The 14,842-nt window shown below is 62.8% G+C and carries 19 protein-coding genes and 1 tRNA gene; 12 read left to right on the top strand and 8 right to left on the bottom strand.

Annotated elements, in window-relative coordinates:
* Positions 1-45: 45 nt before the first annotated feature.
* The 4 genes from JQ863_RS13860 to JQ863_RS13845 all read right to left on the bottom strand — a co-directional run bounded on the left by JQ863_RS13860 (position 46) and on the right by JQ863_RS13845 (position 2,387).
* Entirely contained in the window at positions 46-471 is a 426-nt protein-coding gene (locus JQ863_RS13860) for a protein tyrosine phosphatase family protein (protein ID WP_204114741.1), read from the bottom strand.
* 97 nt (positions 472-568) lie between these two features.
* Positions 569-1,003, bottom strand: coding sequence for a YeeE/YedE family protein (locus tag JQ863_RS13855; protein ID WP_204114740.1), 435 nt, complete (start codon positions 1,001-1,003; stop codon positions 569-571).
* The gene (locus tag JQ863_RS13850) at positions 1,003-1,428 is read right to left on the bottom strand and encodes a YeeE/YedE thiosulfate transporter family protein (protein ID WP_204115166.1); all 426 of its coding nucleotides are present in this window, start codon (positions 1,426-1,428) and stop codon (positions 1,003-1,005) included. Before JQ863_RS13850 ends, JQ863_RS13855 begins: the two co-directional genes overlap by 1 nt.
* A gap of 95 nt (positions 1,429-1,523) precedes the next feature.
* A complete protein-coding gene (locus tag JQ863_RS13845) occupies positions 1,524-2,387 on the bottom strand; it encodes an MBL fold metallo-hydrolase (RefSeq protein WP_204114739.1) in 864 nt (287 codons plus the stop codon).
* Between the two features lie 133 nt (positions 2,388-2,520).
* Here JQ863_RS13845 and JQ863_RS13840 point away from each other — a divergent pair, with 133 nt between their 5' ends.
* The 3 genes from JQ863_RS13840 (at position 2,521) to JQ863_RS13830 (ending at position 5,371) form a co-directional block, all read left to right on the top strand.
* The gene (locus tag JQ863_RS13840) at positions 2,521-2,850 is read left to right on the top strand and encodes a TraR/DksA family transcriptional regulator (RefSeq protein ID WP_204114738.1); all 330 of its coding nucleotides are present in this window, start codon (positions 2,521-2,523) and stop codon (positions 2,848-2,850) included.
* A 29-nt stretch (positions 2,851-2,879) separates the two neighbouring features.
* On the top strand, positions 2,880-3,089 hold the full coding sequence (locus JQ863_RS13835; RefSeq protein WP_204114737.1) for a hypothetical protein: 210 nt from the start codon (positions 2,880-2,882) through the stop codon (positions 3,087-3,089).
* Positions 3,090-3,271: 182 nt separating this feature from the next.
* Complete coding sequence (locus JQ863_RS13830; RefSeq protein ID WP_204114736.1) at positions 3,272-5,371, top strand: 3-hydroxyacyl-CoA dehydrogenase NAD-binding domain-containing protein; 2,100 nt, start codon at positions 3,272-3,274, stop codon at positions 5,369-5,371.
* A 56-nt stretch (positions 5,372-5,427) separates the two neighbouring features.
* Here JQ863_RS13830 and JQ863_RS13825 read toward each other — a convergent pair whose 3' ends face one another.
* A complete protein-coding gene (locus JQ863_RS13825) occupies positions 5,428-5,643 on the bottom strand; it encodes a hypothetical protein (RefSeq protein ID WP_204114735.1) in 216 nt (71 codons plus the stop codon).
* A gap of 158 nt (positions 5,644-5,801) precedes the next feature.
* Between JQ863_RS13825 and JQ863_RS13820 the strand changes: the two genes are divergently transcribed.
* The 4 genes from JQ863_RS13820 to JQ863_RS13805 all read left to right on the top strand — a co-directional run bounded on the left by JQ863_RS13820 (position 5,802) and on the right by JQ863_RS13805 (position 7,061).
* Positions 5,802-6,065 (top strand): DUF2312 domain-containing protein, encoded by a 264-nt coding sequence (locus JQ863_RS13820; protein ID WP_204114734.1) that lies wholly within the window; start codon positions 5,802-5,804, stop codon positions 6,063-6,065.
* A 200-nt stretch (positions 6,066-6,265) separates the two neighbouring features.
* Positions 6,266-6,418, top strand: a complete 153-nt coding sequence (locus JQ863_RS13815) for a hypothetical protein (protein WP_204114733.1) — start codon at positions 6,266-6,268, stop codon at positions 6,416-6,418.
* On the top strand, positions 6,415-6,573 hold the full coding sequence (gene hemP, locus JQ863_RS13810) for a hemin uptake protein HemP (RefSeq protein WP_204114732.1): 159 nt from the start codon (positions 6,415-6,417) through the stop codon (positions 6,571-6,573). The genes JQ863_RS13815 and hemP overlap by 4 nt, the downstream gene beginning before the upstream one ends.
* Positions 6,570-7,061 (top strand): hypothetical protein, encoded by a 492-nt coding sequence (locus JQ863_RS13805; RefSeq protein ID WP_204114731.1) that lies wholly within the window; start codon positions 6,570-6,572, stop codon positions 7,059-7,061. Before hemP ends, JQ863_RS13805 begins: the two co-directional genes overlap by 4 nt.
* An 18-nt stretch (positions 7,062-7,079) precedes the next feature.
* On the opposite strand, the gene JQ863_RS13800 is transcribed toward JQ863_RS13805, so the two are convergent.
* On the bottom strand, positions 7,080-7,955 hold the full coding sequence (locus JQ863_RS13800) for a hypothetical protein (RefSeq protein ID WP_204114730.1): 876 nt from the start codon (positions 7,953-7,955) through the stop codon (positions 7,080-7,082).
* Between the two features lie 87 nt (positions 7,956-8,042).
* Between JQ863_RS13800 and JQ863_RS13795 the strand changes: the two genes are divergently transcribed.
* From JQ863_RS13795 to JQ863_RS13775, 5 genes are all read left to right on the top strand, one after another.
* The gene (locus JQ863_RS13795; protein WP_204114729.1) at positions 8,043-9,716 is read left to right on the top strand and encodes an ABC transporter permease; all 1,674 of its coding nucleotides are present in this window, start codon (positions 8,043-8,045) and stop codon (positions 9,714-9,716) included.
* 47 nt (positions 9,717-9,763) lie between these two features.
* Positions 9,764-9,839 (top strand) — tRNA-Thr (locus tag JQ863_RS13790).
* A 167-nt stretch (positions 9,840-10,006) separates the two neighbouring features.
* Positions 10,007-10,504 carry a flavin reductase family protein gene (locus JQ863_RS13785; RefSeq protein WP_204114728.1) on the top strand — a complete coding sequence of 166 codons (498 nt, stop codon included), beginning with the start codon at positions 10,007-10,009 and terminating at the stop codon, positions 10,502-10,504.
* A 102-nt stretch (positions 10,505-10,606) separates the two neighbouring features.
* Entirely contained in the window at positions 10,607-11,545 is a 939-nt protein-coding gene (locus JQ863_RS13780) for a bifunctional enoyl-CoA hydratase/phosphate acetyltransferase (RefSeq protein ID WP_239113289.1), read from the top strand.
* The gene (locus tag JQ863_RS13775; RefSeq protein ID WP_204114726.1) at positions 11,542-12,693 is read left to right on the top strand and encodes an acetate/propionate family kinase; all 1,152 of its coding nucleotides are present in this window, start codon (positions 11,542-11,544) and stop codon (positions 12,691-12,693) included. The genes JQ863_RS13780 and JQ863_RS13775 overlap by 4 nt, the downstream gene beginning before the upstream one ends.
* A 154-nt stretch (positions 12,694-12,847) precedes the next feature.
* Here the strand turns inward: JQ863_RS13775 and JQ863_RS13770 are convergent, their stop codons facing one another.
* Positions 12,848-14,260 carry a 3'-5' exonuclease gene (locus tag JQ863_RS13770; RefSeq protein WP_204114725.1) on the bottom strand — a complete coding sequence of 471 codons (1,413 nt, stop codon included), beginning with the start codon at positions 14,258-14,260 and terminating at the stop codon, positions 12,848-12,850.
* A gap of 3 nt (positions 14,261-14,263) precedes the next feature.
* A complete protein-coding gene (locus JQ863_RS13765; protein ID WP_204114724.1) occupies positions 14,264-14,782 on the bottom strand; it encodes a hypothetical protein in 519 nt (172 codons plus the stop codon).
* Positions 14,783-14,842: the final 60 nt, after the last annotated feature.

Genomic DNA, 14,842 nt, shown 5'->3' with positions numbered 1-14,842 from the left:
CGGCGCAAATCGCACCGGCCTTCTGTCAATTTCAAACCCGGGGCATCAGCCCTGGGCCAGAGCCTCAAGTCGGGGACGCAGCCCGCCAAGGTCATAACCGCCCGCCGCAGCCGCGCCCAGAATGTCATCCACCGGCATTTCGGCGGCGTGGATCAGCGACCATGCCACGGTGCAGCGCGTGCCGCTGGCGCAATAGGCAAGAACCTTGCCGTCCGCGCTGTCCATCGCGTCTTTCTGACGTCCAAGGTTCTCGGCGTTCATCGTGTCATGCGTCAGCGGGATCGCGACGAAGTCGATGCCCTCTGCCGCCGCGAGGTCCGCCATGACCGACGCATGATGGCTGGGCGGGATCTCGGCATCCGGCCGGTTGCAGATGATGCGGGTGAACCCCGCCGCCTTGATCGCGGCAATGTCGGCCGGGTCAATCTGGGGCGAAACGAAATAGCTGGGCGAGATCTGACGAATATCCATGATCGATGCTTACTGTGACGGCTCTGCGCTGTCCAGCGTCCTTAGTTGAGAGGGAAGGGCGGGGCCGGACCCTCCGGCCCCGTCGTGGATCAGGTGGTTATTCTGCGGGCACCGCGCGATCAACCCGCGCGCGCACCGCAGGTGCCGCGAACATGCCGGCAAGCATGGCGGCGAAGAACACCCAATGCGGCCAGCCGCCATAGGACAGTGACGCCACCGCCGGACCGGGGCACAGCCCCGCCAGTCCCCAGCCCATGCCGAACAGGACCGAGCCAACCACCAGGTTTCGACCCAGTTTCGGTTCCGGTGGGGCGGGGAAATCACCACCGACCAGTGGTTTGCGCCCCTTGGTGAAGGCCCAGGCGATGGCCATGGGAATGATCGCGCCGCCCATCACGAAGGCCAGCGTGGGGTCCCAGTTGCCAAAGACATCCAGCCAGCCCTGCACCTTGGTGGTGTCGGTCATGCCCGAGACGAACAGCCCCGACCCGAACAGCCCCCCGGCGATGAAAGCAAGGATAAGACGTTGCATCAGATCACCCCCAGGATGTGGCGGAACAGGACCACGGTCAGGCCGCCTGCCATGATATAGAAGACAGTGGCGACAATGCCGCGCAGACTGAGCCGCGAGATGCCGCAAACGCCATGACCGGAAGTGCAGCCATTGGCGATACGGGTGCCGATCCCGACCAGCAACCCGGCGGCGACCAGCACTGCGACATTGGTCGTGGCATGGGTTTCAAAGGGTCGGTAAAGCGGATGCAGCACGATCGGCAGCAGGAAGACGGCGGCCAGGAAGACCAGCCGCTCGGCGGCGTTTGAGCGGCCCGAGCCATCGACAAGCCCGCCAATGATGCCGCTGGCGCCCATGATGCGGCCGTTTCCCAGAAGAAAAACGGCTCCGCCAAGGCCGATCATGAGGCCCCCGATCAGACCCCAGATCCAATCGATTGGAATAGATGACATTTTCGCGTTTCCTTATTCGTTCAGTGCGTGATGTTCTGTTGATTGTGTCCGTCCCGGTTTTTTGCCGCCGGGCCCGGCACTTGGTCTTACAGCTTGTTGACCGGCACCTTCAGGAACACGTCGCCCTTTTCATCGGGTTCGGGCATCTGGCCCGCGCGCATGTTCACTTGCAGGGACGGGATAATCAGCTTGGGCATGGCCAGCGTCGCGTCGCGCTCGTCGCGCATCTTGACGAACGCGTCCTTGTCCTTGCCCGAGCCGACATGCACGTTGGCCGCTTTCTGTTCGGCAACCGTGGTCTCCCAGGCATAGTCGTCGCGGCCCGGTGCCTTGTAGTCGTGGCCGACAAAGATGCGGGTCTCGTCCGGCAGGGCAAGGATCTTCTGGATCGAGTTATACAGCACCTCGGACGATCCGCCGGGAAAGTCGCAACGCGCGGTGCCGAAATCGGGCATGAACAACGTGTCGCCGACAAAGGCCGCGTCACCGATCACATAGGTCAGGCAGGCAGGTGTGTGGCCGGGTGTGTGCAGCACGTCGCCGCGCATCTGGCCGATGTGGAAACTGTCGCCTTCCTTGAACAGCGCATCGAACTGGCTGCCGTCACGCTGGAACTCGGTGCCTTCATTGAAGACCTTGCCGAAGGTGTCCTGCACGATGGTGATATTCTCGCCAATGCCGATTTTGCCGCCGACCTGTTCCTGGATATAGGGCGCCGCCGACAGGTGGTCGGCGTGAACATGGCTTTCCAGCAGCCACTCGACCTTGAGGTTGTTGTCTTTCACATAGGCGATGACTTCATCCGCCGAGGCCGTGTCGGTGCGGCCCGAGGAATAGTCGAAGTCCAGCACGCTGTCGATCACCGCGCAACTGCTTGAATTCGGGTCTTTTACCACAAAAGAGATGGTGTTCGTGGCATCGTCGAAAAAGGCTTTTACTTCGGGTTTCATCAGGAATCCTCCATTTGTTGGAGATCATATAACGTTTTTTGCATATGTTGCAAGTGGCAGTCATGTTTGACCAAGGTCAAGGTTGTGTTTTGTCCGCCGTGTCATAATTTCTGTCACAATCAGAGGATACCACATGAAAGACGTTTCGACATACAGGGCGGCGCTGCTCAAGCGTTTGTCCGAACTGGATTCGCGCCTGCATGCAATCGAAGCGGAGTTGGATGCCGAGCATTCCAAGGACTGGGAAGAACTGGCCGTCGAAAGGGAAGGCGACGAGGTGTTGGAACAGCTGGGCCAAAGCGGACAGGATGAAATTCTGCGCATTCGTGCAGCACTTGCCCGCATTCGTGACGGAGAATTCGGCATTTGTGCGCGTTGTGGAGACGATATTTCGGCGGAACGTTTGGCCGTCGTGCCCGACGCCCCATTATGCAAGAACTGTGCGACCGAGGTGGCGCAGTAACAAAAGGATTGAGGAGGACCCTTTTGCTCATGGATATTTTGTTGAACAAAGCCTTTGAACTGGAAGCCCGGATTGCCAATGCGACCGGAGATACCCGGTATCAGCTTCATCAGGACCTGCACCGCACGCTTGAGCGCATCAAGGCCGACGGCGGGCGGGTTCCGGCCCGGCTGCGTGATCTCGATTTCGAACTGGTTGATGAAGAACTGGAAGGTATGTTCGACAACATGCCCGTCTGACGTCCGCGCGGCCTGACAGCAGGAAGCCTGCACTCCAAAAAAAACACGCCCGCGCATGGCTCGCAGGCGTTTTTTCTTGCGTCTTCATCGTCCCGACGGTTGCGCCACACCCGCGCGGGGGTAAAGTTTGGACAGGGGAAGCCGTCCATCCGGTCTGGCGCGGCGGACGACAGGAGGACAGCATGTCGGATGCGGTAATCTATCAGGTCGAAGGTGATGTTGCGGTCCTGGCGGTGAACAATCCGCCAGTCAATGCCTTGTCGCATGCGGTGCGGGTCGGGCTTGTGGAAGGGTTGGACCACGCGCTTGCCGATGACACTGTCCGCGCGATCATGTTGATCGGGATGGGCCGCACCTTTCCGGCCGGGGCGGATATCCGCGAGTTCGTGTCCGCCCCAAAGGACCCCTGGCTGCCCGAGGTGTGCAACCGGCTGGAGGCCGCATCCAAACCGGTCATCGCGGCCGTTCACGGCACCGCGCTCGGCGGCGGGTTCGAGGTGGCGCTGGGCGCGCATTACCGGATCGCCGATGACAAGGCTGCTTTTGGCCTGCCCGAAGTCACGCTGGGCATCCTGCCCGGCGCAGGCGGTACCCAGCGCGCGCCGCGACTGGGCGGCGCCGAGGTCGCGCTTGACCTGATGCTGTCGGGACGCCCGATGAAGGTGACCGACAAGCGCGCCGGGGTGTTCTTTGACAGGGTGGTCAGCGGCGATCTGCGACAGGCCGCGCTGGAGTATGCCGCCGAGATCATCGCGGACGGCGCCAATCCGCGCCCGACGCGGGACATCACCGACGGTTTTCGCGACGCGGCGGATTACCAGTCGGTCGTTCAGGACAAGCTGGCCGAGGTGTCCCGCCGCCCCGAGATCGCGCCGGTCGAAATCGTGCGTTGCGTCGAGGCCGCGGCCCTTCTGCCGTTCGACACCGGAATGGCATTTGAACGCGCGGCGTTCGACACGCTTGTCGCCTCGGACCATTCTGACGCGCTGCGCCACATATTCTTTGCCGAGCGAAAGGCCGCGAAACTGCCGGAGCTGGCACAGGGCACCGCACGCGACATCGACAGGGTCGGCATCGTCGGTGGCGGCACGATGGGGGCAGGGATCGCCGCGGCCTGCCTGTCGGCGGGGCTGCGGGTTATGCTGGTCGAACGTGACGGGACCTTGCTGGACAAGGGGCTGAGCCGCATCCGCGATATCCTGGAACGCGATGTCCGGCGCGGGCGGCTTGGAATTGACCGGTTCGAGGACCACCTGTCGCGTCTGCAGGGGCGAGATGACCTTGTGGCCATGGCGGATATGGACCTCGTCATCGAGGCGGTGATCGAAGAGATGGACGTCAAGCAACAGATCTTTGCCCAGCTTGACGGCATTGTCGGTGAAAACACGGTGCTGGCGACCAATACCTCCTATCTTGATATTAACGAAATTGCCTCGGTGCTGGAGCAGCCCGAGATGCTGGTCGGGCTTCATTTCTTCTCACCTGCCCACGTGATGCGGCTTCTGGAGGTCGTGGTGGGGGAACGGACCGGGGCGGACGCGGTGGCGACAGGTGTCGCGCTGGCCAAAAGGCTGGGCAAAATCCCGGTGCGGTCCGGGGTCTGTGACGGGTTCATCGGCAACTCGGTCTTTGCCGCTTATCGCGCGGTTTGTGATTTCATGATGGAAGACGGTGCCTCGCCCTACGAGATCGACAAGGCAATGCGCAGCTTTGGCATGGCGCTGGGCCCGTTTCAGGTCAGCGACCTTGCCGGGCTGGATATCGCATGGGCGCGGCGCAAGCGGCTGGCGCCGACCCGCGACCCCGCCGACCGCTATGTCGTGGTGGCGGACCGGCTGTGTGAACGGGGCTGGTTCGGACAGAAAACCGGACGCGGTTATTACCGCTATCCCGATGGCGCGCGCAAAGGCGAACCCGACCCCGAAGTGCTGGCCATCATCGAAGCCGAGCGCGCAGTGGCCGGCATTGTGCCGCGCAGCTTTTCGGTCAAAGAGATTCAGCGCCGCGTGCTGGCGGCAATGGCCAACACCGGGGCGCGGCTTCTGCGCGAGGGAATCGCGACCCGGCCCGGCGATATCGACACGGTGCTGGTCCACGGCTATGGCTATCCGCGCTGGCGCGGCGGGCCGATGAAAACGGCGGATCAGGCGGGGCTATTGGCGCTCAAAGCCGACCTTGAGCGTTTCGCGGCGGAATATCCGCGTTTCTGGCAGGTCGAGCCGGTGTTCGACGCGCTTCAGCGCGAAGGCCGCCATTTCAGCGATCTCGACAGAGAAAGCTGAGACGGGAAAGCTGAGACGGGAAAGCTGAGGCCGGAACGCGCAAGGCGGGGCAGAGGTCAGGCCAGGAAAATCCCCAGGATCACCACCATCAGGCCGATGACCGACAGAAAGAGCGAGCCCAGGTTCAGCGGCATTGCCTTTTGCACCGCGACGCGCAATTCCTCGTCCGTCAGGCCGGATTTGCGCGCCTTGTTCACCTTCACGATGGACAGGATCAACCCGCAGAGCCCCAGAAACGAGATCATCGCACCGCCCCAGATCATCCATTGCATCGGTCTTTTCCTTGTCCCGCAAAAGCTTTGGCCACCGCCCTAGGCCAGAACGTACCGATTGGCAAGGCGGGGGCCAAAACCGCGCTTGCCGCGCCGTGGGGCTGCGGCTAGGTTCCGGTCCGAACAAAAGACCAAATGCCAGCCCGGAAAGAGACAACATGAGCGACGAGTATTCCCCCGATTCCAGCTATCGCGTGACCGCCGACGAACTGCGCCAGTTCATCGAACGGTTCGAACGGCTGGACATGGAGAAAAAGGACATTGCCGACCAGCAGAAAGAGGTCATGGCCGAGGCCAAGGCCCGCGGCTATGACACCAAGGTCATGCGCAAGGTCATCGCGCTGCGCAAGCGCGACCGTGACGACATCGCCGAGGAAGAGGCGGTGCTGGAAATGTACAAGGAAGCGCTTGGCATGAGCTAGGCGACGTGACCCGGTCACAGATCGGGTCGACCGCGCAGGCGGTCTGCTGGGCGGCTCCGAAAGGGGCCGCTTTTTCTTTGCCTGCTCAAAACCGCCGATCACATAACCTGACTAAAATTGTCGGATTGACATAACTGAGTGAATCGCTCAGGTTATAGGAGGCAGGTGAACACGCCTGCAACGCAGCAAAGGAAAACGCCATGACCGCTTCAGATGGGATCAATCGCACAGACAGGGACCGTGACGGGCTGCGCCTGTCCGACATGCTGACCGATATCCCGCTGTCCAGCGACTGGTGCCTTGAGATGCTTTTGAACAGGATCGCGAACAGACAAGAGGAGCGGCAGCGATGAGCGCGACACTTCACCCGGCTTCCACCACCACATCGGTACCGGCATGGGTTGCCGAAGACCTGACACAGGGCGGCAACCTTGCCCAGATCCGCCTTGGCAACCAGGAATACTTTCTGCGCATCACCCGCGCCGGCAAGCTGATCCTGACGAAATGAGTGACGGTTTCGGGGCCTCCGCGCGCGGGCAGAAACGCGGCGCGGCGCCGGTCGGGTTTCTGTCAGAGCTTGGGCCTGTCGAGCAGGGCGCGGTGCGTGCCCTGCGCGCCTGGAGCGATGGGCGTGCCGGACTGGAAAACCTTGGCCGGGACATCACCCGGACCGCAGGCGTGGCCCATGCCGATATGGTCCTCCACGCGCTTTCAAACCTGTGTGACCTGTGCGCCCGCCATGGCCGCCGTCCGCTGATGCGTCACCATTCCGCCTGTGCCTGCCTTGGGGCGGATGAAAGCTGTTTTGCCCATTTCGTCGCAGCCGCCGCAGACGGTCAGCGCGAGGATGCGATGTTGCTGGCAACGCTTCTGGTGCGCCCGGATTTCGCACCCAGTCTTGTCGGTCTGGCCGAATACCTTGGCAATGCGCTGCGCCTGGCGGCAAGCGTCCCGCCGCACACCCATCACACGGACAACGTGGTCAAACTGCACTGACCGCTACGCGGTTTCCCGTCAGGGCGTGATCAGGTTCACGCCTGGCATCCGCTCGATCTGATAGACGTCCTCGTCATAGATATCGGTCAGCGTCTCGACGAACTCGTCAGTCCAGCCGGGCAGGTCAAGTTCCTCTTCCAACACATCCTCAAGCGCGAATTTGTCAAGGAAGGCGGCGATCACGCGGCGTTTCTGGACCTCGGTCATACCGGGGTGGCTGTCGAGATAGGCGCGATACCGCGTCATGCCCTCTTTGGACATGATTTCGGCCAGAAGCGCGTCAACACCTTCCAGCTTGACCATCGGATCGACGCCGCTCATTTCGCGCATCAGCTGGTCCCAGATCATCGGTGTATCTTCGTTGCACCAGATCGTGAGCGAAATGGTCGGCAGGTTCTCGCGCAGGCGCGTGACCAATTCCGACCATCGCAAGGCCGTCGGGACCGACCCGTCCGTCAGAGTATCCAGTGACTCGGCCGGGCTGCCGCGCAACAGTGCCGGAAGCAGTGTCGCCGGGTTGCGGATGCCCATGAACATCTCGACCGAGTCGCCGGGAAACAGGCTGCAGAAATCGGCCAGCCGCCCCTCGGCCACGGGATAGAACTTGTTGTCCTTGATCGCGATCTTCGGCACGCCAAAGAAGTTCTCGTTGGAAAACACCACCCGGTCCGGGTCCGGCAGGGTGTTCACCTCGTCCAGAAAGGTCTGCATCACGCCATCGGCCAGCGGCGCCGCCTGGACGTCATGCAGCAGGTCGCGCAGGCGTCGGCGGTATGATTTGGGGCGGGGCAGGGACACGCCCTGCGTGGCCAGAAGATCACGGTTCATCTCGAGGCAGTTCAGAAGCCTGTCCTCGTCTGTGAAATGCGCCCCGGTATGAAGAACGACCTGCATGGTGATTTTTGTCTTTGCCCTTATGCGATCGTGACCATTATAGCTTCGATTCTGGACAGCGAAACCAGATTCAGGCATGGGGACGTTATGACCCAGACCGATTTGCAACAGAGCGCTGCGCAGAAGTCCAAAAACCGCTGGCCCCGGCTGCGTCTTGACCCCTGGTCGCTGGGCGCGGTGTTGATTGCCGCCGTCGTGGTCGCGCCGATTGTTGCAGTGTTTTTCATGGCTTTGACGCCGACCGAAAACATCTGGCCGCACCTGTTGTCGACGACCCTGCCGCGTTACCTGAAGAACACGCTTGTGATGATGATCGGGGTCGGATTCTTTGCCGCCTGCATCGGCACCGGCGCGGCCTGGCTTGTCAGCCGCTACCGTTTTCCCTGGGTCGGGTGGCTGGAGTGGGTGCTGCTGCTGCCCCTGGCGATTCCCGCCTATGTCGGGGCTTATGCGCTGGTGGATTTCCTGGAATATGCCGGCCCGGTCCAGACCTTCCTGCGGTCGCTGTTTGGCTGGGAAACCGCGCGTGACTACTGGTTCCCCGAGATCCGCTCGATCGGGGCCGCGGTCATTGTCCTGACGGCGGCACTGTTTCCCTATGTCTATATTCTTGCCCGCGCCGCCTTCCGCGAACAGTCCGGCGAGGCGGAAGAAGTCGCGCGGTCGCTGGGTGTCGGCGCCATTGGCCGCTTCCTGCGCATCGGCCTGCCGCTGGCCCGCCCCGCCATCGCTGCGGGTGTGGCGGTGGTGATGATGGAAACCGTGAACGATTTTGGCACTGTCGATTATTTCGCCGTGCAGACACTGACCACGGGCATCTTCTCGGTCTGGCTGGAAAGCAACAACGCCGGCGGTGCGGCGCAGCTGTCGTCCGTGGTTCTGGTCCTTGTCGTGCTGCTGGTGACGCTTGAAAAATCCTCGCGCCGGCGGATCAAGTTCTTCTCGCTCTCGTCGCGCCACCGCCCGGTTCAGAAAACCCGGCTGACCGGGTTTGCCGGGTGGTCGGCGACGGCGCTGTGCCTGTTCCCTTTCCTGGTCGGCTTTGTCCTGCCGATGGGGGTCATCATGTCCCATGCGGTGGAAAACGCCGAGCGCTGGCGCGACACCGAGCTGGTCGCCGCCCTGTGGAATACGATAACCGTTGGCGGCATCGCCGCGCTTGTGACCGTGACGCTGGGGGTCTTTCTGGTTTATGGCGTGCGGCTGTCCGGGCGAACCTTGCCGCGCCTTCTGATGCCGTTGACGACGATTGGCTATGCCGCGCCTGGAGCGGTGCTGGCGGTCGGCATCCTGATCCCGCTTGCCGTGATCGACCACAAGCTGGCCGATTTCATCGAATCCATCACCCATGAACGCGCCGGCCTGATTCTGACCGGCAGCGCCTTTGCGCTGGTGCTGGCCTATTGCGTGCGTTTCTTCGCCATTGCGCAGGGCGCAGCGGACGGGGCGCTGGGACGGGTTTCTCCCAGCCTTCCGATGGCGGCCCGCAGCCTTGGCCGCACGCGGGCACAAACGCTGCGGCAGGTCTATTTCCCGCTGATCCGCGGCTCGGTCGGCTCGGCCCTGTTGCTGGTCTTTGTCGATTGCGTCAAGGAACTGCCCGCCACCATGCTGCTGCGCCCGTTCAACTATGACACGCTGGCAACCCGCGTGCATGACCAGGCCAGTCTGGAGAATCTCGGCGACGCCAGCCCGGGCGCGGTGCTGATTGTTCTGGTCGGTCTTGTCGCGGTCGGACTACTGGCGCGCGCCAACCGCTAAATCACCTCTTGCAGTCGACCGACCTTTGCGATTAAACGCGCCCCAGTGCCCCTATAGCTCAGCTGGTAGAGCAACTGATTTGTAATCAGTAGGTCCGCGGTTCGAGTCCGTGTGGGGGCACCATCTTCTTTCCGCCGCATTGGAACGCAAAGCTATCCCCCGGATTCACGTGGCGTGATCACGGGATGCACGGCGGTTCGGTCCAAGAAAAAGCTGGAAATCTCTTGCGTGCGGGCCAGAATGACGTAAACGCGGTGGTTCAACCGTGATCGAGAGCGCAGGACAGGCAGATGGGCACGAGTTTCCGGCCGACCCCGGAGCATTCCACCGAATACCGCGAGGCTTTGGGCTGTTTCGCGACCGGTGTGACCATTGTTACTGCAACGGCCGAGCGGACTCCGATCGGCATGACCGCCAATTCCTTTTCCTCGATCTCGCTGACGCCGCCGCTGGTGCTGTGGTCTCCTTCGAAAACCTCGTTGCGCTATCCCTATTTCGCCGAGGCGCGCCACTTCGCTATCCACGTCCTGCGCGAGGACCAGCGCCCGCTGGCGGAAGAATTCGCCCGGCGCGGGGATGCGTTTGACCAGCTTGGCTGGGAGTGGGACCAAAACGGCGTTCCGGTGTTTGACGATTGCCTGACCCGGTTCGATTGCCGCACTACCGCGATCCACGAGGGCGGCGACCATGTCATCATGGTGGGTGAGGTCGAAAACGTCGTCCTGAACGACGGCAGCCCGCTTGTTTTCGCGCGGCGGTCCTTCGGGCGTTATTTGCCCGGCGCTTGACCCGACGTCTTCTGAACGGGGCTTGAGCCGCCGTCATGCGGCTGACATAGATTGGGTCCATTGCCATTGACCGACGCCTCTGTCCCGACAGGAGACCTGATTTTGACCGCACCGACGCCTTTTTCCGGCTTTGACGATATTCTTGCCGCCACCGAACATCTTGATCCGATCCTGACCGCCATCGTGCATCCCTGTGACGAAGCCTCGCTTGCCGGGGCACTGGTGGCGCGGGACAGGGGGCTGATCACGCCGATCCTTGTTGGTCCCGCCACCAAGATCATTTCTACGGCCGAGGCCGCGGGGCTGGACCTTGACCATCTTGAGATTGTCGATGCCGCCCATTCCCATGATGCCGCGGCCCAGGCGGTGCGGCTGGTGCGCGAAGGCAAGGCCGAGGCGATCATGAAAGGCGCGCTGCACACGGATGAGGTCATGGCCGAGATCGTCCACAAGGAGCGCGGGCTGCGCACGGGGCGTCGGATGAGCCATGTCTTTGTGCTGGATGTGCCGACCTATCCCAAGCCCCTGTTGATCACCGACGCCGCGATCAACATTTTCCCCGATCTGGAATGCAAGGCCGACATCGCCCAGAACGCGATCGAACTGGCCCATGCGCTTCAGGTCGAACTGCCCAAGGTGGCGATCCTGTCGGCGGTTGAGACGATCTATCCCAAGATCCCATCGACGGTCGAGGCGGGCGCTCTGTGCAAGATGGCCGACCGGGATCAGATCAAGGGGGGGCTGCTGGACGGGCCTCTGGCCTTTGACAACGCGATTTCGAAACGTGCGGCCAAGGCCAAGGGGATCAAATCCGACGTCGCTGGCGACGCGGATATCCTGCTGGCGCCTGACCTTGAGGCGGGCAACATGATCGCCAAACAGCTGATGTATCTTGCCGGTGCGGACAGCGCCGGGATTGTCCTTGGCGCACGGGTACCGGTGATGCTGACCAGCCGGGCGGACGGGACGCTGTCGCGGGTGGTGTCGGCGGCGCTGGCGCAGCTGTTCGTGCGCCACAAGCTGAAACAGGTGACACTGTGAGCGGGGATGCGATCCTTGTCCTGAACGCGGGATCGTCCTCGGTCAAGTTCGCGGTCTATGGCGAGGGTGCCGCGCCGCTTGTGAAAGGCCAGATCGAGCGGATCGGAAACGGCCCGCGCCTGTCGCTGGCCGGAGAGGACAGGGAATTGCCTCTGGCGGCGGATGCCGGGCATGACCAGATCATCGGTTGGCTTCTCGATCACCTTGGCGCGACCCATCCGACGCTCTCCATCAGCGCGGCAGGGCACCGGGTGGTGCATGGCGGGCAGGCATTCGACCGGCCCGCACGGGTGACGGATGACGTTCTGGTGGCGCTGGAAGCGCTCGCGCCGCTGGCCCCGGCGCATCAGCCGCATAACCTCGCGGGTATCCGCGCGGTGGCGGCCAAATGGCCCGACGTACCGCAGGTTGCCTGTTTTGACAGCGCCTTCCACCGCACCCAGCCACGGCTGGCGCAGATGTTCCCGATCCCGCGCGACCTGACCGATCAGGGGGTGCTGCGCTATGGGTTCCACGGGCTGAGTTATGACTTTATCGCGTCGCAACTGCCCGACCACCTTGCAGCGGCCGAGCGGGAACGCGTGCTTGTGCTGCATCTTGGCAATGGCGCGTCGATCTGTGCGATGCGTGATCTGCAAAGCGTGGCAACCACCATGGGCTTTACCGCGATCGACGGCTTGATGATGGGGCGGCGCTGCGGTCAGATCGACCCCGGCGTGATCTTCCACCTGGCCCGCGAGGGGCGCAGCGTGGGCGAGATCGAGGCGCTGTTGAGCAAGGACTCGGGCCTGCTTGGGGTTTCGGGCCTTTCAAGCGACATGCGCGACCTTCTGGCAAGTGACGACCCAAGGGCGAAGGAAGCGGTGGACCTGTTTGTCTATTCAGCCGCGCGTCAGATCGGATCGCTTGCGGCTGCGCTGGGCGGTGTGGATGCCATCGTCTTTACCGGCGGCATCGGCGAAAACGCTGCCCCTGTCCGCGCCGCCATCACCCAAAGCTGCGGCTGGCTGGGGGCGGAACTGGACGGCGAGGCCAATGACGCGGGCCGCGCACGGATCAGCAGTGCGGCATCCCGTGTTGCGGTTCTGGCGCTGAAAACGGACGAAGAGGGGGTCATTGCCTGCTATACCCGCGCGATGGCGGCCTGAAAGCCTGATGTCTTCCCAGAAATCCCTGAGCCCGGATCGCAACGCGATCCGGTTCGCGCCCGACCCCGCCCCCCAAGGCGGGCGCGATACGCCCACCCTCGGAGCCGGGCGCGAACTCACGCTGAATACTGGCAGTTTCTGCCGTCGGAGTTCTCTAATTCAAATCCTCAAGCAATCGCCCGTGTTTGCGGGTCTGCGCGACCACCTCGCCAAAGGTGCGGAAGCCCCGGCTGTCCAGCATCGGCAGCATCTTGCACAACACCTCGGCGGTGGCCTGCGCGTCGCCAAGCGCGGTGTGACGCAGCTGTGGCGGGATCACAACGCCAAGGCGGGCGCAGAGCGCATCCAGCGTATGAGTCTCGCTTGCGCCGAACAGGACGGCGGACAAAAGGACGGTGTCGATCACCGGATGATCCCACGTCAGCCCGGCCTGCTTGCCGTAACGGTGCATGAAGGCCATGTCGAAAGGCGCGTTATGGGCCACGATGACCGCGCCGTTGCAGAAGTGGTGGAACCGCTGCGTGACCGTCAACGGGTCAGGCGCATCAGCCACCATCATGTCGGTCACCCTATGCACCTTGGTCGAGGACGTGGGGATCTTGATGCCGGGGTTGACCAGCTGGTTGATCGCCTCTCCGGGCACGATCCGCCCGTTCACGACCCGCACCGCGCCCATCTGCACGATCTCGTCCTTGTGCGGCAACAGCCCCGTTGTTTCGGTGTCGAAAACCGCAAAATCCAGACCCATGATCGGGGTCTCGGCGATCTCTTGCGCCGCTTCGCGGTCCATCAGGTCGAAATCGAAGATCACCGGGCGCGAAGCATCGGGGGCAAAGGTCGCGTGCGCGTCGTCGATGATGATCATGTAACCCGGTGCGTGGCCAAGGGGTTTCAGGCGTGCGTCAAAGCTGAACCGGTCTTCCTTGCCCTTGACGGTAAAGGCAACATCCTTGCCGGTCTTCACCAGCTTGGCATGGGCCTTCAGGATCGGATCGCGGCGCAGGTAGTCGAAGATCGAGGCATTCAGGCGCGGCGGGCCGACCTGCGACAGAGCCTCGCCCGCCTGCGCATCGTAAAGCACGATCTGGTGGTTCGGGTTCACCAGGATCATCGCGACGGGGATTTCCGACAACAGTGCAGTCAGCCGTTCCTTTTCCCCGGCCAGCCGTGCGGTGGCTTCGGCCACGGCCTCTGCCGTCATCTGGGTCGATTGCGAAAGCTGGGTCGAAACGGCTGTGGCGGCCGGAGCCAGATCGCCAAGGTAACGTGCGGATTTCTCGTCAACCGAGACCTCGACCCCGGCATGGGCGCGGGTGCGCATGGCGGCGGCCAGCCGTTCAATCGGTTTGGCGAGGTTCTCGTCGAACAACAGCCACACGCCAGCGGCCAGCGCGACGATGCCGAAACCGGCGATCAACCCTGCCAGAAGGAAACCGCTGGCGGGGTCGGTGGCCTGCGCGCGCTGGTAGCCGATCCAAAGCGCCAGCTCCGCGACAGCGGCGCCGCCGATGCCCAAGAGGGCAAAGAACAGGAAGATGCGGATGCGAAGACTAAGCGACGTGAGCATGACCTATCCCCTGCACATGGTTGAAATGATCGGGTCGTCCGACCCCGCGGCCACAAATGTCGCGCCTGCGACGCTGCCGTCTTCTCCAAATGTCACGCCTTCGGTCAGGACCGCACGGGTGCCAGCCGCGCAATTTGCCACGACCGGCACCTGCGCCACCTGCTGCCAGCGGCCAAAGTAATAGGTGTTGGCAAGGCGTAGGTCAGGCTGGGCGTCATGGGTCTGCATGGTGCCGATATCGACCGCGACAAACCGGTCCACGAAGGGCGACACATAGGTCCAGGGGCGATAGATTGCTGTGTTTTCAACCGTTTGCGCGATGGCAAACCCCTCGGGCAGGCTGTTCTTGTTGCGGGTGAACCAGCCGTATTCACTGCTGATCGTCGCCACCAGCATGGCCGCCCCCGCCGCGACGGGGATCAACCAGCGGGGCAGGCGGCCGCCCAGTCCCCGGTTCAAAAGCATCATCAGACCACCCGCAGCGACCCCTGCGATGAATGTGCCGATCAGTTCAAGGAACATCTCATTCCTCCCTTTTCATAGCGGCCCCGAAGGGCAGGGCGGCCCGGTCTCCTCCTGACC

It is taken from the genome of Shimia biformata (assembly GCF_016888515.1).
GTDB classification, from domain to species: Bacteria; Pseudomonadota; Alphaproteobacteria; order Rhodobacterales; family Rhodobacteraceae; genus Shimia_A; species Shimia_A biformata.
This window is presented reverse-complemented; position numbering and strand designations above follow the sequence as displayed.

Excerpts from the sequence above, each read along its gene's own strand:
- JQ863_RS13785 (WP_204114728.1), top strand. The coding sequence starts at position 10,007 with ATGGGCACGAGTTTCCGGCCGACCCCGGAGCATTCCACCGAATACCGC.
- JQ863_RS13860 (WP_204114741.1), bottom strand. The coding sequence starts at position 471 with ATGGATATTCGTCAGATCTCGCCCAGCTATTTCGTTTCGCCCCAGATT.
- JQ863_RS13765 (WP_204114724.1), bottom strand. The coding sequence starts at position 14,782 with ATGTTCCTTGAACTGATCGGCACATTCATCGCAGGGGTCGCTGCGGGT.
- JQ863_RS13855 (WP_204114740.1), bottom strand. The coding sequence starts at position 1,003 with ATGCAACGTCTTATCCTTGCTTTCATCGCCGGGGGGCTGTTCGGGTCG.
- hemP (WP_204114732.1), top strand. The coding sequence starts at position 6,415 with ATGAGCGCGACACTTCACCCGGCTTCCACCACCACATCGGTACCGGCA.
- JQ863_RS13815 (WP_204114733.1), top strand. The coding sequence starts at position 6,266 with ATGACCGCTTCAGATGGGATCAATCGCACAGACAGGGACCGTGACGGG.
- JQ863_RS13835 (WP_204114737.1), top strand. The coding sequence starts at position 2,880 with ATGGATATTTTGTTGAACAAAGCCTTTGAACTGGAAGCCCGGATTGCC.
- JQ863_RS13825 (WP_204114735.1), bottom strand. The coding sequence starts at position 5,643 with ATGCAATGGATGATCTGGGGCGGTGCGATGATCTCGTTTCTGGGGCTC.
- JQ863_RS13820 (WP_204114734.1), top strand. The coding sequence starts at position 5,802 with ATGAGCGACGAGTATTCCCCCGATTCCAGCTATCGCGTGACCGCCGAC.
- JQ863_RS13795 (WP_204114729.1), top strand. The coding sequence starts at position 8,043 with ATGACCCAGACCGATTTGCAACAGAGCGCTGCGCAGAAGTCCAAAAAC.
- JQ863_RS13800 (WP_204114730.1), bottom strand. The coding sequence starts at position 7,955 with ATGCAGGTCGTTCTTCATACCGGGGCGCATTTCACAGACGAGGACAGG.
- JQ863_RS13805 (WP_204114731.1), top strand. The coding sequence starts at position 6,570 with ATGAGTGACGGTTTCGGGGCCTCCGCGCGCGGGCAGAAACGCGGCGCG.
- JQ863_RS13840 (WP_204114738.1), top strand. The coding sequence starts at position 2,521 with ATGAAAGACGTTTCGACATACAGGGCGGCGCTGCTCAAGCGTTTGTCC.
- JQ863_RS13830 (WP_204114736.1), top strand. The coding sequence starts at position 3,272 with ATGTCGGATGCGGTAATCTATCAGGTCGAAGGTGATGTTGCGGTCCTG.
- JQ863_RS13770 (WP_204114725.1), bottom strand. The coding sequence starts at position 14,260 with ATGCTCACGTCGCTTAGTCTTCGCATCCGCATCTTCCTGTTCTTTGCC.
- JQ863_RS13845 (WP_204114739.1), bottom strand. The coding sequence starts at position 2,387 with ATGAAACCCGAAGTAAAAGCCTTTTTCGACGATGCCACGAACACCATC.